18 protein-coding genes are annotated in these 16,814 nt (G+C 32.9%); 8 read left to right on the top strand and 10 right to left on the bottom strand.

Translation table 11 applies throughout. From position 1 onward, the window contains the following. Window positions 1-54 precede the first annotated feature (54 nt). Entirely contained in the window at window positions 55-1,266 is a 1,212-nt protein-coding gene (locus P178_RS0115645) for a patatin-like phospholipase family protein (RefSeq protein WP_027067098.1), read from the bottom strand. 305 nt (window positions 1,267-1,571) lie between these two features. On the opposite strand from P178_RS0115645, the gene P178_RS0115640 reads away from it, so the two are divergent. From P178_RS0115640 to P178_RS0115610, 6 genes are all read left to right on the top strand, one after another. After that, the gene (locus P178_RS0115640) at window positions 1,572-2,156 is read left to right on the top strand and encodes a TetR/AcrR family transcriptional regulator (RefSeq protein WP_027067097.1); all 585 of its coding nucleotides are present in this window, start codon (window positions 1,572-1,574) and stop codon (window positions 2,154-2,156) included. A gap of 1 nt (window position 2,157) precedes the next feature. Further along, window positions 2,158-2,835, top strand: coding sequence for an NAD(P)H-binding protein (locus P178_RS0115635; protein WP_027067096.1), 678 nt, complete (start codon window positions 2,158-2,160; stop codon window positions 2,833-2,835). A 5-nt stretch (window positions 2,836-2,840) separates the two neighbouring features. After that, complete coding sequence (locus P178_RS0115630; RefSeq protein WP_027067095.1) at window positions 2,841-3,473, top strand: nitroreductase family protein; 633 nt, start codon at window positions 2,841-2,843, stop codon at window positions 3,471-3,473. 45 nt (window positions 3,474-3,518) lie between these two features. Then, on the top strand, window positions 3,519-4,679 hold the full coding sequence (locus P178_RS0115625) for an iron-containing alcohol dehydrogenase (RefSeq protein WP_027067094.1): 1,161 nt from the start codon (window positions 3,519-3,521) through the stop codon (window positions 4,677-4,679). Window positions 4,680-5,182: 503 nt separating this feature from the next. Beyond that, window positions 5,183-6,082: an EamA family transporter gene (locus tag P178_RS0115615; protein ID WP_027067093.1), complete on the top strand. Its 900-nt coding sequence runs from the start codon at window positions 5,183-5,185 to the stop codon at window positions 6,080-6,082. 109 nt (window positions 6,083-6,191) lie between these two features. Continuing rightward, window positions 6,192-6,803 (top strand): DEAD/DEAH box helicase, encoded by a 612-nt coding sequence (locus P178_RS0115610; protein WP_027067092.1) that lies wholly within the window; start codon window positions 6,192-6,194, stop codon window positions 6,801-6,803. 7 nt (window positions 6,804-6,810) lie between these two features. On the opposite strand, the gene P178_RS0115605 is transcribed toward P178_RS0115610, so the two are convergent. The 9 genes from P178_RS0115605 to P178_RS0115565 all read right to left on the bottom strand — a co-directional run bounded on the left by P178_RS0115605 (window position 6,811) and on the right by P178_RS0115565 (window position 14,413). Next, a complete protein-coding gene (locus P178_RS0115605; protein ID WP_036146978.1) occupies window positions 6,811-7,587 on the bottom strand; it encodes a patatin-like phospholipase family protein in 777 nt (258 codons plus the stop codon). A 25-nt stretch (window positions 7,588-7,612) separates the two neighbouring features. Continuing rightward, complete coding sequence (locus P178_RS0115600; RefSeq protein WP_027067090.1) at window positions 7,613-8,230, bottom strand: DUF6134 family protein; 618 nt, start codon at window positions 8,228-8,230, stop codon at window positions 7,613-7,615. A gap of 161 nt (window positions 8,231-8,391) precedes the next feature. After that, window positions 8,392-8,976, bottom strand: a complete 585-nt coding sequence (locus tag P178_RS0115595; RefSeq protein WP_027067089.1) for a DUF6515 family protein — start codon at window positions 8,974-8,976, stop codon at window positions 8,392-8,394. A 194-nt stretch (window positions 8,977-9,170) separates the two neighbouring features. Then, complete coding sequence (locus P178_RS0115590) at window positions 9,171-11,069, bottom strand: monovalent cation:proton antiporter-2 (CPA2) family protein (RefSeq protein WP_027067088.1); 1,899 nt, start codon at window positions 11,067-11,069, stop codon at window positions 9,171-9,173. Window positions 11,070-11,131: 62 nt separating this feature from the next. After that, window positions 11,132-11,662, bottom strand: coding sequence for an NAD(P)H-dependent oxidoreductase (locus tag P178_RS22220; RefSeq protein WP_081819458.1), 531 nt, complete (start codon window positions 11,660-11,662; stop codon window positions 11,132-11,134). 35 nt (window positions 11,663-11,697) lie between these two features. Next, complete coding sequence (locus P178_RS0115580; protein WP_027067087.1) at window positions 11,698-12,324, bottom strand: MarC family protein; 627 nt, start codon at window positions 12,322-12,324, stop codon at window positions 11,698-11,700. A gap of 145 nt (window positions 12,325-12,469) precedes the next feature. Beyond that, window positions 12,470-12,673 (bottom strand): hypothetical protein, encoded by a 204-nt coding sequence (locus P178_RS22215; protein WP_027067086.1) that lies wholly within the window; start codon window positions 12,671-12,673, stop codon window positions 12,470-12,472. Between the two features lie 30 nt (window positions 12,674-12,703). Further along, window positions 12,704-13,711 (bottom strand): zinc-binding alcohol dehydrogenase family protein, encoded by a 1,008-nt coding sequence (locus tag P178_RS0115570; protein WP_027067085.1) that lies wholly within the window; start codon window positions 13,709-13,711, stop codon window positions 12,704-12,706. Between the two features lie 27 nt (window positions 13,712-13,738). After that, complete coding sequence (locus tag P178_RS0115565) at window positions 13,739-14,413, bottom strand: NAD(P)H-dependent oxidoreductase (RefSeq protein WP_027067084.1); 675 nt, start codon at window positions 14,411-14,413, stop codon at window positions 13,739-13,741. A gap of 168 nt (window positions 14,414-14,581) precedes the next feature. Here P178_RS0115565 and P178_RS0115560 point away from each other — a divergent pair, with 168 nt between their 5' ends. Together P178_RS0115560 and P178_RS0115555 are read left to right on the top strand one after the other, a co-directional pair. After that, a complete protein-coding gene (locus tag P178_RS0115560; protein WP_027067083.1) occupies window positions 14,582-15,466 on the top strand; it encodes an AraC family transcriptional regulator in 885 nt (294 codons plus the stop codon). 603 nt (window positions 15,467-16,069) lie between these two features. Further along, the gene (locus tag P178_RS0115555) at window positions 16,070-16,810 is read left to right on the top strand and encodes an SDR family oxidoreductase (RefSeq protein WP_027067082.1); all 741 of its coding nucleotides are present in this window, start codon (window positions 16,070-16,072) and stop codon (window positions 16,808-16,810) included. Window positions 16,811-16,814: the final 4 nt, after the last annotated feature.

Below are 16,814 nucleotides of genomic sequence, written 5' to 3'. Positions count from 1 at the left end.
TTTAACACTTAAAGTATATGGCTGCAAAACATTCAAATAAAAAAAATTTGCATTTTAATTTGTATCCCAATTTTGCCAACGTTTCATGCCATCTACATACCACCTATCTCCTTGCAAAAACAAAAGGTCGTTATTGCGCTCTACTTTAAACTCTATAGGTTGATTATATAGTTTACCATCTTTCCATGCATTAAAACATGCAATAAGAGTATCTATTTCTTCATCAGTTGTTAAATCCATATCTAATTGATATAATTGTTGAACTAAGGGCACAATAGCTTTTGAAGTGTTATCATCATAGTGAATAAGTGGCGATAACCGTATAATTTGGTCGTTAAGTTTTTTGCTAGTAGCTACTTTTAAGAACATCATAGCAATATAATTTGCAGTGTCTGGCGGTTGATAAAGAATAGTTTTAGCTTGGTGTAAAACGGTTTCTTTAAAGAAGTTTAATTGGGGTTTCCATTTAGAAAAACTCAATTTCTTTCTTCGAAATTTTAAGGCGATTTGTTTCCAATTCCAAAAGTTTTCTTTGGCATCAGATGACATCAATGAGTTACTTGTTCCTAATGAGATGACTTGAATTGTTTTTAGGTCAATTCCAAGCTTATAAGCTTCAATGATTCCCGCTAAAATTGGATTGTTGAATCCGCCTAATGCGCCATCCCATAGCTCATAATAAATATCACTTTGCTTAGCCTTAAACCGCGCTGGAAAATCAAAATACTGGACCGGAGCATTAGAAGAGCCGTTTATTGCCTGTGTTAATCTTACCGAATCATAACTTTCAGGATTTGACGAGAAAGATTTAAAAAATTTAGCACGATTATTTAAGGCATCATACGTGGCAACAACTATTTTTAGAGACTCATTACCAATGAATTTAGGTAGTTCGTTCATTTGAACTTTATCTATCTCTGGAAATAAACTTTCAAAAGCCTCTTTCTTCTTTTTTTGACTATACTTTGGTCCAAAGCCAGCATTAAATAATCCTAAGTAATCAACTGGAAAATAACGGTCTTTAAAAGTGTTTTTATGAAATATCTTCTCCCTATTTTTCTTTTCCTTAAAAAGGGAAATTGCTTCGTCTAGGGTATAGTTTTCTGCTAGAGCGGCTAATACAATACTACCGCCAGAATTAGCTATTACCAAGTTGAATTTTTGTAATATTTGATTGCCTCTTATATTACCAAATCTGTCTTTTAAGGTGAGTAATTGAATAATAGCCCAGCTTCCGCCGCCATCAAGGGATAGAATTTTATACATTTTCAAAAATATATGTTTACCTAAAAAGAGAGATTAAATTAGATAATCAAAAGGACGTGGGAACTACCTTTATAGGAATACTTAAATATAGAAAATTAAAAAATATGATGTTTGTAGGATGTTCTTAGAAAATATGAGGTTATTATATTTTTTTTGACTTTGAATAAAACTCCAGTAATTATGGGTTGTTGTAATTGTCAATAATCAATTAGGACAACCCCTATAATCTTTCTTTAAATTAAAGTTCTGTTAATAAAAAAGAATGAACGTTCATTTTTTATATCTTTGTCTCAGATATTACAATTATGGCAGCACTTCAAAAAAGTATAGATAAGCGTAACGCATTAATAAATGCTACTATCGACTTGGTAAACAATGATGGTTTTCATGCAACACCAATGAGCAAAATAGCGAAAATGGCATGTGTATCACCTGCAACTATATATCTCTATTTTGAGAATAAGCAAGATTTGGTAAACAAAACATATATAGAAGTAAAATCTAACTATACTGCGTATGCTTTTGCTACATATGACGAAAGCATGTCTGTTGAAAAAGGATTTGAAGTTATATGGAAACGTATTGCAGATTTTAAGCTAAAAGAAAGTGCACATGCCATGTTTTTGGCACAGTGTGATAATACTCCTATGATCGATGAAGAAAGCAGGCAGGAAGGTATAAAGCACCTTCAGCCGTTATTAGATCTTTGGGCACGAGGTAAAAAAGAGGGAATTATAAAACCGCTGTCAGATTATATGCTGTATGCCTACTCTATAAATCCGCTTTCGTTTTTAATGATCACTCAAAATAGAGGATCCGTAAAATTAGATGCCAAAGAATTGGATCAAGCATTTGAAGCAGCTTGGAGTAGTATAAAAGCTTGTAAATAATATGAAAAAGACAGCTATAATTTTAGGGGCAACAGGGTTGACCGGTGGTTTACTAATAAAAAAATTGATGGTTGACAATAGGTATGAAACTATAAAATTATTTTCTAGAACGCGAATTGAAGGTTTACCAAATACCGTACAGCAATTCATAGGAAACTTATTGGAGTTAGATCAATTTAAAACCGATTTTACCGCAGATGAAGTCTACTGTTGTATAGGTACTACAGCAAAGAAAACGCCAGATAAAAAAATGTATAGAAACATTGATTATGGTATACCGGTTTCTGCAGCTAAACTTGCCAAAGAAAATAATATAACTACTTTTTTAGTGGTCTCAGCAATGGGGGCAAATAAGAAAAGTAAGGTGTTCTATAATAGAACTAAAGGTGAAATGGAGCAAGATGTATTACATCAAGGAATACAACATACTTCTATACTTAGGCCTTCTTTAATAGGTGGTGAACGGGAAGAGAGAAGGATATTAGAGAAAATAGGATTAAAAGTTTTCAGACTTATGCAGCCACTTTTTATTGGTCCATTAAAAAAATATAGAATTATTAATGCAGAAAGCATTGCACAAGCAATGGTGAATTTAGCAAATACAACAAGTAATACCGACGTAATTATAACGTCATTAGATATTGAACAATTAGCAAAAAGCAACATAAAGAAAGATTGATTACTATGGAGTTATTAGATAAATTAAATTGGAGATATGCCGCTAAGGCAATGAATGGTGAAAAAGTAGCCGAGGATAAAGTAGAACGCATATTAGAAGCGGCACGTCTTGCCCCTACCTCAAGTGGTTTACAACCTTTTGAAATTTTTGTAATTAAAAACCAAGAAGTAAAAGAACAAATTAGACCTGTAGCGTGGAATCAGTCTGTGATTACAGATTGTTCTCACCTATTAGTTTTCGCTGCATGGGATACGTATACGGCAGATAGAATTAATTATATGTTCGATTTAACCAATGAAATTCGTGGTTTCAAGAACGAAGGATGGGAGAATTATCGTCAAATGTTATTGGATTCGTATCCGCAGAAAGATGCTGAAGAAAATTTTAACCACGCAGCAAAACAAGCCTATATCGCTTTTTCACAAGCAATAGCTGCTGCCGCTTTTGAAGAGGTAGATTCTACTCCTATAGAAGGTTTTGATCCAGAAGCAGTAGATGAAATTTTAGGCTTACGCGAAAAAGGGTTGCGTAGTGCTGTTCTATTGCCATTAGGCTATAGAAAAGAAAGTGAAGATTGGTTAGTGAATTTGGTAAAAGTAAGAAAGCCAATGAAAGATTTGGTAACAGTTATTGATTAATCTTTAAAAAAGAATTGCAGAATAAAAATTAAAAGAAGAGAGAAAATGAACAATTTTGAATTTAAGAATCCTACTAAAATCATATTTGGTAAGGATACAATTGAAAAATTAGAAAGTGAAATTCCGTCAGATGCAAAAGTATTATTGCTTTATGGTGGTGGAAGTATCAAAAAGAACGGTATTTACGAGCAAGTGACTAAAGCACTGTCAAAAGTAGATGTTACTGAGTTTGGTGGTATTCCTGCAAATCCTGAGTATGCTGTTTTAATGGAAGCATTACAGGTAATTAAGGATAAAGGTATTAATTATTTATTAGCAGTTGGCGGCGGTTCTGTAATAGATGGTACTAAGTTTTTGTCTGCAGCGGCGGTTTATGATGGTGATACCCCATGGGACATTTTAACTAAAAATGTAAAAACACAAAAAGGAATGCCTTTTGGTACGGTGTTAACCTTACCGGCTACAGGTTCAGAAATGAATTCTGGTGCTGTAATTACAAGAGCGGAGACAAAAGAGAAGTTGGCAATGGGCGGTCCAGGCTTGTTTCCAGAGTTTTCAATTTTAGACCCACAAGTAATAAGTTCAATTCCTGAGCGACAATTAGTAAATGGAATTACAGATGCATTCACCCATGTATTGGAACAATATATGACTTATCCTATAGGAGCTTCATTACAAGATAGATTTGCAGAAAGCATTCTTCAGACTTTAATTGAAGTGGCACCTAAAGTAATTAAAGACCCTACGGACTATAAACCAGCTGCAGATTTTATGTGGAGCTGTACAATGGCACTTAATGGTCTAATTCAAAAAGGTGTTCCTGGTGATTGGGCCGTACACATGATGGGTCATGAGTTAACAGCATTATTTGGAATAGACCATGCACGTACTTTAGCGGTAATTGCACCAAGTCATTACAAGTACAATATTGAGGCTAAGAAAGAGAAATTGGCACAGTATGGAGAGCGTGTTTGGAATATTACCGAGGGTAGTATAGATGATAAGGCATATGCAGCTATAGAGAAAACTGAAGCATTTTTTCAAGGTTTGGGAATAGATACTAAGTTGTCTGATTATACTGAAGATTATGAAGGTACGGCTGAAGAAATTTCTAAACGATTTACAGCCCGTGGATGGAAAGGATTGGGTGAGAACCAAGATCTATCACCGGACAAGGTTGAGAAAATTGTAAAAATGGCTTACTAAGCTATAATATCAAGCAATATATTTTTAAAGAGCCGTCTTATTTTAAGGCGGCTCTTTTTATATGTCATCATTTTATTAAGATTGATGTATTTCATCGTAAAACTCTAGAGAGTAATATTATAACATTACCAGTATCGTATTTCTTCAATAACAGGAACCAATAGTTTTAAATATTGTCAATTATTTAAAATTTAAGTAACTGCTTAAATGATATTTAAAACATAACGATGAAAGGTATTTCTGTTACTTATTCGTTTTTCTTTTAATAATCGTTACATCATATGGCAAAGATGATTTAAACAAAATCATGTCAAATGAAACATATGTTGCTGATCAGGAAAATTTAGATTCAGCAGGTTTACCTATTAGAGAATTTAGTGCACAGGTTGAGAGTATTGATTTTAAGGATTATTGATGCAAATGATTAATCTTAAAATTTCTACCGTTAATCATAAGAATTACGAAGTTATTATTGTGTAAAAACCAATATCTTCGCGCGCATTATGTGGATGTACCTTGGACTTTTAGCGGCTCTTTTCTTAGGTTTACACAACTTATGTAAGAAACATGCAGTACAGGGCAATGAAGTTTTTCCTGTTTTGTTAGGTACTATCTCCTCTGGATTTTTATTACTCCTACCCTTTTATTTCGGTTCTGTGTTTTTCAAAGAATTCATGATTGATATCGAATTCTACATTACGGATATTCCTCTGAAAACTCACGGTTTTATAGCTATAAAGTCAGCAATAATGGCAGCTTCATGGGTATTGGCATATCAGGCATTAAAACATTTGCCGATTACTATAGTAACACCTATACGATCTGCAGGTCCGTTTTTTACATTTATAGGTGCTATAACCATATATCAAGAAAAGCCGAATTCTTGGCAGTGGGTCGGATTTTTTCTTATCATATTTTCGGTGATTTTATATTCAAGGATTGGTAAAAAAGAAGGAATACATTTTAAACGAAATAAATGGATATTCGCTATAATAGGTGCTACTTTTTTAGGAGCATCAAGTGGTTTGTACGATAAGTTTTTAGTACAAAGTTTAATACTGAACCCACAAACATTACAATTTTGGTTTTGTTTTTATACAGTACTATTACTGCTCATCATTCTAACCATTACTTGGTTTCCCTATAAAGAAAAACGACAAGCTTTTAAGTGGCGATGGACGATACCTTTAGTTGGTATACTTTTACAAATTGCAGATTATTTTTATTTTAAAGCTTTACAAGATCCAGAAGCACTGATTATGTTGCTTTCAGCAATAAAGCGGAGTCAGATATTAATTGCCGTTGTAGTAGGTGGTTATATTTTTAAGGAACAAAATAAGCGTAAAAAACTTGTGCCCTTAGCAGGTATTATGATTGGCGTGTTTTTAATTTTGTATTCTTAAGAAACTACTTTGTTTTTATATCGTTGGAAAATACATTTCTAGAATGGGTTAGCCCAATTGTTGGCTGTATCTTTGTTTAAATACGTATTCTCAATAAGCGAAAAATTTTATGTCTTTTAAAAAATTAAACCCTTACATACTTGAAACATTAGAAGGTTTTTCAATAGAAGAGCCTACTACATTTCAAAAGAAAAGCATTCCGGTAATAAAGAGTGGAGCAAATGTGTATTGTATAGCACCAAAGGAAAGCGGTAAAACCACCACTTTGATACTAACTACTTTACAGAAACTAAAATGTAAAGCAGAGGGTAATGCACCTAGAGCCGTTGTCGTTGTTGAGAATAAAGAAAAAGTATTAGAGCTTTATGACGAATTTTTAAAATACACCAATTACTCCTCACTAAGAGTATATGCAAGTTATAAGGAATTACATATAGACATTCAGAAATCAGAGATATTTGAGGGTATAGATATACTTATCACTACCCCAACTACACTTCATAAATTATTTTTAACCAATGGCGTAAGTACTTCTCAGTTAAAAATTTGCAGTATTGATGATGGCGATTTTTTAATTCAAAAATCAGATTATACGGCAATGATTACGGTTGCTCAAAGTATCATGAAATGTCAGTACGTTATATATTCAGAAAAAATGCATCCTAAATTAGAACGTTTTGAAGATTTCTTTATGGAGCGCGCACATCATGTTAAGGTGTAGTGAATTACTAATTATTTAGAGCCTTGGTTATTTTATCTCTTTCTGCTAAAACTTGGACTGTACTATTATAACCTATTTCAAAAATGGCATCAATATACCTCATGTCAAAGGTGGCAAATTCACAAAGCGCTTCTGGGGAGATAACAAAATCGCAATCTTGAAATTTGGCAAGCGAATCTGAGGCTGATTTAATTTTATAGGCTCTATCCAAGACATTATACGAATGCTTTAAATCTTTTATTTTAATATCCTTTAGTGCGTTTACATAACTGCCGATTATTTTGTCGCATGATGGTATTAAAGGTTCAATAGGGAAATTATTCAATACACCTCCATCAACATAGAAAGATCCATCAATATCTATTGGAGAAAAAACACCAGGAAAAGTTGCAGATGCAAGCACCGGTTTTATCAATTCACCTTCATCAAAAATCTTTAATTCCCCTTTAATAATATCTGTTGCTGTAATGAATAGTTTTTTAGGAAGGGACTCAAATGAATCATGAGGGAAGAATTTTTTGAACTCATCGTAAAACTTCTCGGTGTCTAAAAATCCGGGTTTTCTACGAGCAAATTTATTGGTATGAAATATTGGAATTACTTTAAAAAAATCTAAAATTTCTTTCCATTTAACACCGCCTGCATATAACGCTCCAACAATAGCACCAGCGCTTGTGCCAGATATATGTGTAGGGTAAATACCATTTTCTTCTAGTGCTTTAATAACACCAATATGTGCCACTCCCCTAATGCCGCCACCTGATAATACTAGTCCTACGCTCATGGAATTGATTTTACTTTTTAACTAATCATTTTTGAGCAATAATCTCAAATTTCACTAATCCGCCGTTTATTTCACCTTTTTGCAAGAAACCATTTTTATAATAATATATATTTTCATGATTCTTAGCATTTATCTTTTTGTATGTGTGATTTCCTAATGGCACAATGGTATTAAAACTTCCATCTTGCTCAGAATAACAACGCTCAATATCAAAAGGTTCATTAAAATATAATAAAATAGTCGCGTAATTAATTTCATCTTCAACTACCTTTTCCTTTTTATCATTTTTGGTGATTTGATAATGTTTTACTTCCCAATTGGTTAAAATATCTGCATATGGTTTATTATTTACATCTATATAAACATTGGCTTTTTTTAATTTATTCCGTTCATAGGTAACATCGTATTTGTAGTTTACTTTGATTTCTTTTAGAATCTTGGTAGAAATAGTTGTTACACTTTGATAATGAGTTTTTGTGTCGGTAGAAGTCTTTGTAGCCTTTAAGTTTCCAATAACTTCATTTTTATTAATGATATCAAAAGTCAAGGTGTTTTTAGAAGCATTTATGGTGTTAAATTGATTGTAATCGGAATTAAAAAAAAGAAGAGAACAAACAATGATGTATTGGTAAAATGAAGACATGTTTAAATAATTGAGTACAACCTATTGGTTGTTTGGGTAAAATTAAAAAAATAGCTAGTTACCAAACCTGAGCAATGTCATGTTTTTAAGAATATGAAATACAAAAAAAAGCACTTACGTATTATTGCGTAAGCGCTTTCTGAATTTAAACCTAAAAAATACTATTCCATATCAATGATACCTACAACTTCATAAGCTCTAGAACCATCTACTTGAACTTTCTCGTAAAGTATGTTAGCATACTCATAGTATGTTAAACCATCAATAGTCACTTTCTCATACCCATCTGGTAATTCATAAACCAAAGTTCCAATTTCTGGCTCAACAACCTCATATTGAGCATTAGTTTGTTGATAAAATGTTCCTGCCACATTAAAATACACATGATTATTATAATTTATTCTAACAGAATTAGATGGTAAGGTTCTTATTCTAAAACCAACTTTTGGAGCTATAGCGATATACCTACCTCTAGAAGCGGTATAGTATCTATTGTTAGAATAATAGTAATCTTGACCATTATGCCTAACCACCGTTCTATTAGGAACTGTTCTTACCGATATAACTTTTTTTGTAGGTGTTCGGTAAACTACTTTTTTACTTGAAACTCTACCTGGTGTTTTTGTTACCGTTCTCGAAACTGTAGTTTTTGTAGTTGTTCTTTTACGTGTTTGTGCTGTACTTGGCAGTGCAAATGCAACTATAAATAAACCTAGTACTACGTATGTTTTAGTATTTGTTTTCATCGTTTTAAATTTAAAAGGTTAAACTTTTATTTTACGTTCAATACTAAGACATATAATTATAGTTGTGGTTTAATTTGAAACCTCGCAAATGCAGAAGAAATAGACCAGAAGGTGGATTCTATCTACGAATCTTTCAATTTTATAGAAGTAAAAAAGTTCACCTTTTTAAGTAAATGATAAACTGTGAGTTGTATTTATGAATGATTGTCTTTTTGTTGGTCCTCTAGTACTTTTCGTATAGACTCGCTATCCCAATGGTTATGATATTCTACGATGCCTCTTTTAAAATCTTCGTTAAGCAATCTTTCTTGCTCTTCTAATTCTTTTCTGGCTTTAAAAATATAATTATCATCTTGCACAGGTTCTGCAGCCAATCTTCTTAAACTACTCTCATCATATTTTATGAAATTTTGAACCTGTTGATTTAACGTGTATTTTCTAAAACCTAACTTACTAAGTACATCTTTAGCTAAAGATAGCGATGTATCTAAAGATTCACGGTAAATGTTTTCCATACCCATGTTCAACAATTCATAAGCATCATACCTATTTTGTGCCCGTATCATGAGTTCTACATGTGGATATTTCTCTTTAACCAATTTTGTAATTTCTTTGGTAACACTGGGGTTGTCTATAGCGCAGATTAATATTTTAGCTTGAGCAATACCTGCGGATTCCAATAAGTCTATTCGAGTGGCATCACCATAATATACCTCAAATCCCATTTTACGAAGAAAGTCTACCCTGTTAGAATCTTGATCCAAGATTGTAGCCTCTATACCGTGAGACCTTAGAAAACGCCCAACGGTGCTTCCAAAATGTCCGAACCCTACTAAAATAACATTTTGCGATTTTGCAATATGGTCCATAGGTCTTTTTATAGATTCTTTGGTACCTATTTTCGGTAGAATTAGTCGTTCGTTGATAATGCTAATAATTGGTGTTATTGACATTGAAAGCGCCGTTATTACCAATAAGATATCCATTTGTTCCTGTTCAAGAATATTCAACTGAAATGCAAAGGATAATAATACAAAGGCGAACTCCCCTATTTGTGCCAAGCTAAAGGTTAATAATAGTTTCTGGTCAAGCTTCATTTTAAATACACGACCAGTAATAAATAGAACCAATGCTTTTATTAAAATTACGGCTACCAAAATTCCACCAATGGTCAATGGCATTTTTGCGATTACAACGAAATTTATGGAAGCGCCTACGGCAATAAAAAACAAACCTAGTAATAGATTTTTAAAAGGTTCTAAGGTGCTTTCAAGCTCATGTTTATATTCGCTGCTCGATAATACTACACCGCCTAAAAAAGCACCTAATGCAGGAGAAAGACCTACATATTCCATTAAAAAGGAAATGCTAAAAACAATTAATAATGCCGAGGCTATTAAAAGTTCACGAACACCTGTTTGCGCAACCTTGCGAAGTATTGGAACAATTAAATATTGCCCAGCACCAATAATCAATACTACCGATAAAATAATTGCCAGGGTTTGGTACCCCATGGGTAGTGTATCTAATAAATTACCAGCGTTTTCATGAGTAGTGGTGGTTGATACTGCATCTGTATTGGCTAGCAAAGGAATTGCACCCAACATAAATATAACTATGATATCTTGAAATAGTAAAATTGAAAAAGCTGAATTACCAAACGTGGTTTCCATTAATCCTTTTTCTTTTATAGTCTGCATGGCAATCGCCGTTGAAGATAATGCTACCGCCATAGAAGTAACCAACGCCACTTTCCATTCTAAATCTAAAAGGGAGAAAAATATAAAAGAAAGAAGCATGGTACCGGCAACTTGCAGGCCTCCCATACCGGCAATTGTTTTTCGCATGTTCCAGAAATTTTTTGGTTCAATTTCAAGTCCAATTAAAAACAGCATAACGACAACTCCAAATTCAGCAAAATGGAGAATGTCTTCACCTTCTTCGCCAATAAAGCCTAGTACATAAGGACCAATAAGAACACCTGCCATTAAATAGCCTATAACAGAGCTTAGTCCAAATCGTTTTGCTATAGAAACGCATATTATTGCTCCCAGTAAGAAAACAATTGCGTCGAAAAGTATACTGCCGGTCATTTTGGTTGGTTTAGTGTAAGCCTAATTAATGCAAAATCTTCAATAAGATTAAATAAGAAAATTTAATGTTGCAAGCTATCAATGAGAGAACTGTATTGAGTTCCATAAACTTCAAGTTCTTCATCGGTTAATTTATAGGTTCCCATAACTAAAAATGGCTTTTTGTAAGTCATGAGACATAAATTTGCAGTTTGCTCAAAAGGTCTTAAAAATTCTGTAATTGTATAGCTATTGATACCTTGGGTACAATATAATTCTTTACTTCCGCCAGTGGTTATAGCGTTTAAGCATATTTTAGAGCTTAGCGCTTTGCCATTAGGTCCGTAAGCCCAATTAAATTCCAAAACCATATCTATCCATTGTTTTAGCAATGGCGGACAGCTATACCAGTACATAGGATGATGCCAAATGATAACATCGTGCTGTTCTAATAATTTCTTTTCAAAAGGAACATCGATAAGAAAATCTGGATATTCTTCGTACAAATCGCGAAAAGTTACTCCTTCTTTATTTTTAATATGATTTACTAAAACCATATTTGCCCTTGACTTTTCAAACTTTGGATGAGCAAATAAGACAAGAACTTTTTTCATATTTCAGTAAGTTAAAGAAAGATTGCTAAAGCTGCTTATTGTTTGGTAACCAAATTAAAAGAGATTTTTATTCCTTCTATGATCATACCTGTACCAATAATGGCAATGATTAAACCCATTATTTTACCAATCACAGAAATAACATTGTAGCCTACAAGCCTAACAATTAAGTTACTTAATCTAAAAGTAAAATATGTTAGTAAACTCATGAAAGCAAAAATCGCGATTACTATGGTTATATGAACAGGTTGAGCACTTGATACAAAGTTCATTGCTGTAACAATCGTACCTGGACCAGCTAAAATTGGAATTGCCAATGGAGAAACCGCAATATTTTCATCAATATTTACATGCTTAATGTTCTTAACATTAGACTGTTTTGATTGCAGCATGTCAAAACCAATATAAAATATTAATATTCCACCTGTAATTTTAAATGCAGGAATGCTAATATTAAAAAGCTCGAATATATATTTTCCTAAAAGGACAAATACCAGAACGATTATAAAGGCAATGATATTCGCTCTTTTGTTAATGTCGGCTTTTGTTTTTTCATCGGCACCCTGGGTAAGCGATAAGAAAACCGTCATGTTTGAAATAGGGTTTGTAATCGCAAAAAAGCCGGTAAAAACAGCAATAGAAAATGTAATTAAATCATCCATAATGTTGCAAAGTAATCTGACGGGGACAGGCTTTGAAAATAACCATTTCCTTCATTTAAAAAAAATGCAAAACTAAATGAATTTTGCGACGTGCAATACATAAGTATACTAAAGCATTGCCAAAATTATAACTAGTTCAATATAGTCATAGTTTTTTTAATAACCCTTCAATATTTAAAGCATCATAAGTATTCTGAATACCTTCGCCAATAGTTTCCGATTCCATTTCATCAAAATTGAAATGCTGCACTTTTGAAGTAGCCACGGAATCAATCGTATTTACCTGTGCATTTGCCGTAGTACCAGCAAAAATTGTTGCTATAAGAAATATTTTAAGTGTAGTTTTCATTTTCTATTTAAATTATTTGACCCATTGGGTCTAAAATCCTTCTAAAACAATTTTACCTTTTGCTTTTCCTGTCTCTAAGAAAGCATGGGCTTTACGCATATTTTCTGCGTTAATAGTTCCAAAGTTTTCTCCTAAAGTGGTTTTAATTGTTCCGTTGTCTATCAACTTAGAAACCTCGTTTAATATGTTGTGCTGTTCAATCATATCTTCCGTCTGGAACATAGAACGAGTGAACATCAACTCAATATGAGTAGACACAGCTTTACCTTTAAATGGCATGACATTAAATGATTTTGGGTCATCAATGAAACCGAATTTACCTTGTGGTTTAATGACTTTTACAATCTCGTCTGCATGTTGCTCGGTAGCATTTAAACTCACGATATAATCAGGAGTAGGTAGTTTATATTTTTCAAATTCCTCACTTAGTTTATTTCGGTGATTAATAACCGAGTCTGCCCCCAATTCTTTTAACCAATCTGTAGTTTCTTCACGGGAAGCCGTTCCTATAATGTTCAGTTTTGTAAGCTTCTTGGCTAATTGTACCAAAATAGAACCAACACCACCTGCAGCACCAATGACTAGAATAGATTTACTGGCATCATCGGTTGCAACTTCTAATCTATCAAACAACATTTCCCAAGCCGTAAGAGAAGTTAATGGTAATGCGGCTGCTTCTGCATAAGATAAGCTAGATGGTTTCTTGCCCACAATACGCTCATCTACCACTTGATACTGCGCATAACTTCCTTGTCTCGTGAAATCGCCCGCATACCAAACTTCGTCACCAACATTAAATAACGTAACATTATCTCCAACTTCTTTTACAATTCCGGTAGCATCCCAACCAATTATTTTCCAATCATCGCCTTCAACAGGCATTCCTGCTCTTACTTTATAATCTGCTGGGTTTACAGAAATTGCTTTTATCTCAACTAGAATGTCTTTTCCAATTGCTTTTGGAGTATCTATTTCGATGTCTTGTAGAGATTTTACATCCTGTATTGGAAGATTCTCTTTGTACCCTATTGCTTTCATTTTATGTTGTTTTTTAGAATGATAAGATTACTTCCAAGTAACGATATCATCAAAGTTTCTTCTAGATTTACCAAATTCTGGATCTGCTTTTCTGTAACCGAAAGCAGTCATAAACGATAGACCATATTTATCGGTATCTACACCAAATTTCTCCTTCAATAAAGCTTCTGCGTTTTCTTGATGAAAACCTTCAATTGGGCAAGAATCGATTCCTGTTAAAGCGGCAGCGGTCATCATATTTCCTAAAGCGATATACGTTTGCTTTGATGACCAGTCAAACAATTTTTTGTCCGTGTCCAAATCAAAATCACGTTCTTGAAATTCTCTATAAAATTTAGAATACATTTCAATTACATCAGCAGGTAGTTGCTTTACATCCTTCATCATATGCATGATATATTCCGAATCGTGCTTTACCATTGGCGCTTTCATACTCAAACCTAATACAAAATGGCTAGCAGTATCTAATTTTAGAGGTGCCCCCCATGCTACAGGTTTTAATAACTCTCGTAATTCTTTATCCTGAACTACTATAAAATGCCATGGTTCAAAACCAAATGAACTTGGTGATAAATGTGCTGCTTCTAAGATGAATTTCATGTCATCATCAGAGATAGTTTTAGTAGCATCAAATTCCTTTGTTGCATGTCTAAAGTTAAAAGCGTTGATGATCTCTTCTTTTGCGATGTTTGGTGTGCTCATTATTATATTTTAAAATGTTGTTTTTTTAATTTGATACAAATGTATTGGTATTACTCATATCTAATCATGTACATAAAAAGGTGATGTTTGTATAAATCAAGGTTTATTTGACTAGCTGAATGAAATATTCACGTAAATACTATAGTTTTACACTATAATTAGATAAATATGGAAGTTTTAGAAGCTTATAAACCTTTTGAAATACAAGAAATTGAATTATCTGAGTGGAAGCAACGCCCGGTTAAGAACAATTTTTTTGAGTTGGTCTTGGTAAAATCTGGCTCAGGAACCCAGTGTATAAACTATAATGAATCACCTTATAAAGAGGGAAGCGTTTTTTTGTTACCCCCTTTAAAATGTCATTCTTTCACCATTAACGATACTAGTAAATTTGTATTCTTAAAATTTACAGATTCATTTTTTAGAGGTGTAAATAAAATACAGATTGATAGAAATGAGTGGTTTAAAGAAGCTTCGTACATATTATCTAACTACAATCAATTACCAGGCGATATTTTAAAATCTGAAACCGATAGATTACATATTGGTAATTTATTTGAGATGATTTTATTGGAAACAAGAAATTATGGAGAAGAGTCCGTTACGCTTATTACCAGCTTAATGACCAGTATTTTAGAAATACTAATTAGGAATATTAGAAAGAGTAATTATTTTGATACTGATGCAAAAGTATCTGAAGAAAGAATCACAAAAATGCTAACCTATATTAATGAGAATATAGATAAAACCGACTTGTTAAAAGTTGAAAATTTAGCAGATGTTTTTATGATGTCTCCTACGTATGTGAGTGAGTATTTTAAAAAACAAGTACAAATGCCGTTGCGGGAATATATAATAAAAGCAAAATTGAAATTAGTTGAAATTAGACTGCTTAATTCTGATTTTACCTTAACCCAAATAGCAGACGATTTAGGGTTTACAGACGTCAGTCATTTATCAAAGACCTTTAAGCGTTATGTTGGCATATCTATTAAAGAATTTAAAACTAATGGAAACTACATGTTATTAACCAGAAATGCATGTACAGGATAAATTTATCAATAACATGCAATCATTTCCATTTGTGTAGACTCTTTAATAAATGTTCTATTCAATATTGTGGTGGCATCTATAATTCAGCGGTTTAGTACGTGCCGTATTACAAGAATTACCAATAACTCTAGAACTACTTGCAATTATAAATGCAATAATTTCAGCTATCGCAATCTCGCCATCAGTATTTATTTCACCAAACAAACACTTAGTTCTATATATATTTTTATGAGGAACCGAAAGCACGTTCACTAGTAAATGTTCCCAGTCAATCGTAGCCTTAGTAAAATCATATACTTTTTAATAAAGTCAATTCCAGCTCAACTAACTACTCCACCAACAATACGAATCATCTTATTTGTCATCACAGCTTTTACCTGATTTTAAAAATATGGGTCAAATGAAAATCATATAAATGCATATATTTTTTAACATATTAATAATTTCTGTAACCAGAATAATTATGTCGTAAAACCTTTTAACTATTAACTCACAACCCGTAAAAATTAATTCAATACCAATGACGTCAATTCTTATTTTAATCTAGTTAAAAGGCTGTTTTCATTACCTGTACCTTGTATTCAAATCAAAAATAAACACACTATGAAATTAGAAGATAAGGTTATTATAATAACGGGAGCATCAAGCGGAATTGGTAAAGCAACAGCAATAAAATTGGCAGAAAACGGAGCCAAAGTTGTATTAATGGCAAGAAGTGAAGATGAACTGAACGATATAAAATCACAGATCAAAAAAAATGGTGGAGAAGCTTTAGTTGCAACTGGAGATGTCACTAAAAAGGAAGATTTTCAAAAAGTAGTATCAAGAACAAAATTAGAATACGGTAAAATAACAGGCTTGGTTAACAATGCCGGTTTAATGCCACTTTCATTTGTAGAGAAATTAAAGACAGATGAATGGGAAAAAATGGTAGATGTCAACATTAAAGGAGTGTTGAATGGTGTTGCAGCGGTTTTACCTGAACTAAAAGCCAACAAAGGTGGTAATATCATTAATATCTCATCAATGGCTGCAAATAGATATTTTCCAGGTGGTGCAGTGTACTGTGCAACCAAATCTGCAGTGAAAATGTTTTCAGAAGGACTGCGTCAAGAATTGGCACCGAAATACGGAATTAATATTACCTCTATAGAACCTGGGGCAGTAGCTACTAATTTGACAAGCACCATTAGTGATGAGGATATTAAGGAAATGATGAAAGAAATGCAAAAGATGGAAACATTAGAAGCAGAAGATATTGCAAACAGCATCTACTATGTTTTAACACAACCAAATAGAGTAAACATCAATGATGTGTATTTGGTACCAAGTGAACAACAATAAATAA

The sequence above is a fragment of the Maribacter sp. Hel_I_7 genome (assembly GCF_000688315.1).
GTDB classification, from domain to species: Bacteria; Bacteroidota; Bacteroidia; order Flavobacteriales; family Flavobacteriaceae; genus Maribacter; species Maribacter stanieri.
This window is presented reverse-complemented; position numbering and strand designations above follow the sequence as displayed.

Coding starts and splice junctions, on each gene's coding strand:
- P178_RS0115645 (WP_027067098.1), bottom strand. CDS start 1,266: ATGTATAAAATTCTATCCCTTGATGGCGGCGGAAGCTGGGCTATTATT.
- P178_RS0115640 (WP_027067097.1), top strand. CDS start 1,572: ATGGCAGCACTTCAAAAAAGTATAGATAAGCGTAACGCATTAATAAAT.
- P178_RS0115635 (WP_027067096.1), top strand. CDS start 2,158: ATGAAAAAGACAGCTATAATTTTAGGGGCAACAGGGTTGACCGGTGGT.
- P178_RS0115630 (WP_027067095.1), top strand. CDS start 2,841: ATGGAGTTATTAGATAAATTAAATTGGAGATATGCCGCTAAGGCAATG.
- P178_RS0115625 (WP_027067094.1), top strand. CDS start 3,519: ATGAACAATTTTGAATTTAAGAATCCTACTAAAATCATATTTGGTAAG.
- P178_RS0115615 (WP_027067093.1), top strand. CDS start 5,183: ATGTGGATGTACCTTGGACTTTTAGCGGCTCTTTTCTTAGGTTTACAC.
- P178_RS0115610 (WP_027067092.1), top strand. CDS start 6,192: ATGTCTTTTAAAAAATTAAACCCTTACATACTTGAAACATTAGAAGGT.
- P178_RS0115605 (WP_036146978.1), bottom strand. CDS start 7,587: ATGAGCGTAGGACTAGTATTATCAGGTGGCGGCATTAGGGGAGTGGCA.
- P178_RS0115600 (WP_027067090.1), bottom strand. CDS start 8,230: ATGTCTTCATTTTACCAATACATCATTGTTTGTTCTCTTCTTTTTTTT.
- P178_RS0115595 (WP_027067089.1), bottom strand. CDS start 8,976: ATGAAAACAAATACTAAAACATACGTAGTACTAGGTTTATTTATAGTT.
- P178_RS0115590 (WP_027067088.1), bottom strand. CDS start 11,069: ATGACCGGCAGTATACTTTTCGACGCAATTGTTTTCTTACTGGGAGCA.
- P178_RS22220 (WP_081819458.1), bottom strand. CDS start 11,662: ATGAAAAAAGTTCTTGTCTTATTTGCTCATCCAAAGTTTGAAAAGTCA.
- P178_RS0115580 (WP_027067087.1), bottom strand. CDS start 12,324: ATGGATGATTTAATTACATTTTCTATTGCTGTTTTTACCGGCTTTTTT.
- P178_RS22215 (WP_027067086.1), bottom strand. CDS start 12,673: ATGAAAACTACACTTAAAATATTTCTTATAGCAACAATTTTTGCTGGT.
- P178_RS0115570 (WP_027067085.1), bottom strand. CDS start 13,711: ATGAAAGCAATAGGGTACAAAGAGAATCTTCCAATACAGGATGTAAAA.
- P178_RS0115565 (WP_027067084.1), bottom strand. CDS start 14,413: ATGAGCACACCAAACATCGCAAAAGAAGAGATCATCAACGCTTTTAAC.
- P178_RS0115560 (WP_027067083.1), top strand. CDS start 14,582: ATGGAAGTTTTAGAAGCTTATAAACCTTTTGAAATACAAGAAATTGAA.
- P178_RS0115555 (WP_027067082.1), top strand. CDS start 16,070: ATGAAATTAGAAGATAAGGTTATTATAATAACGGGAGCATCAAGCGGA.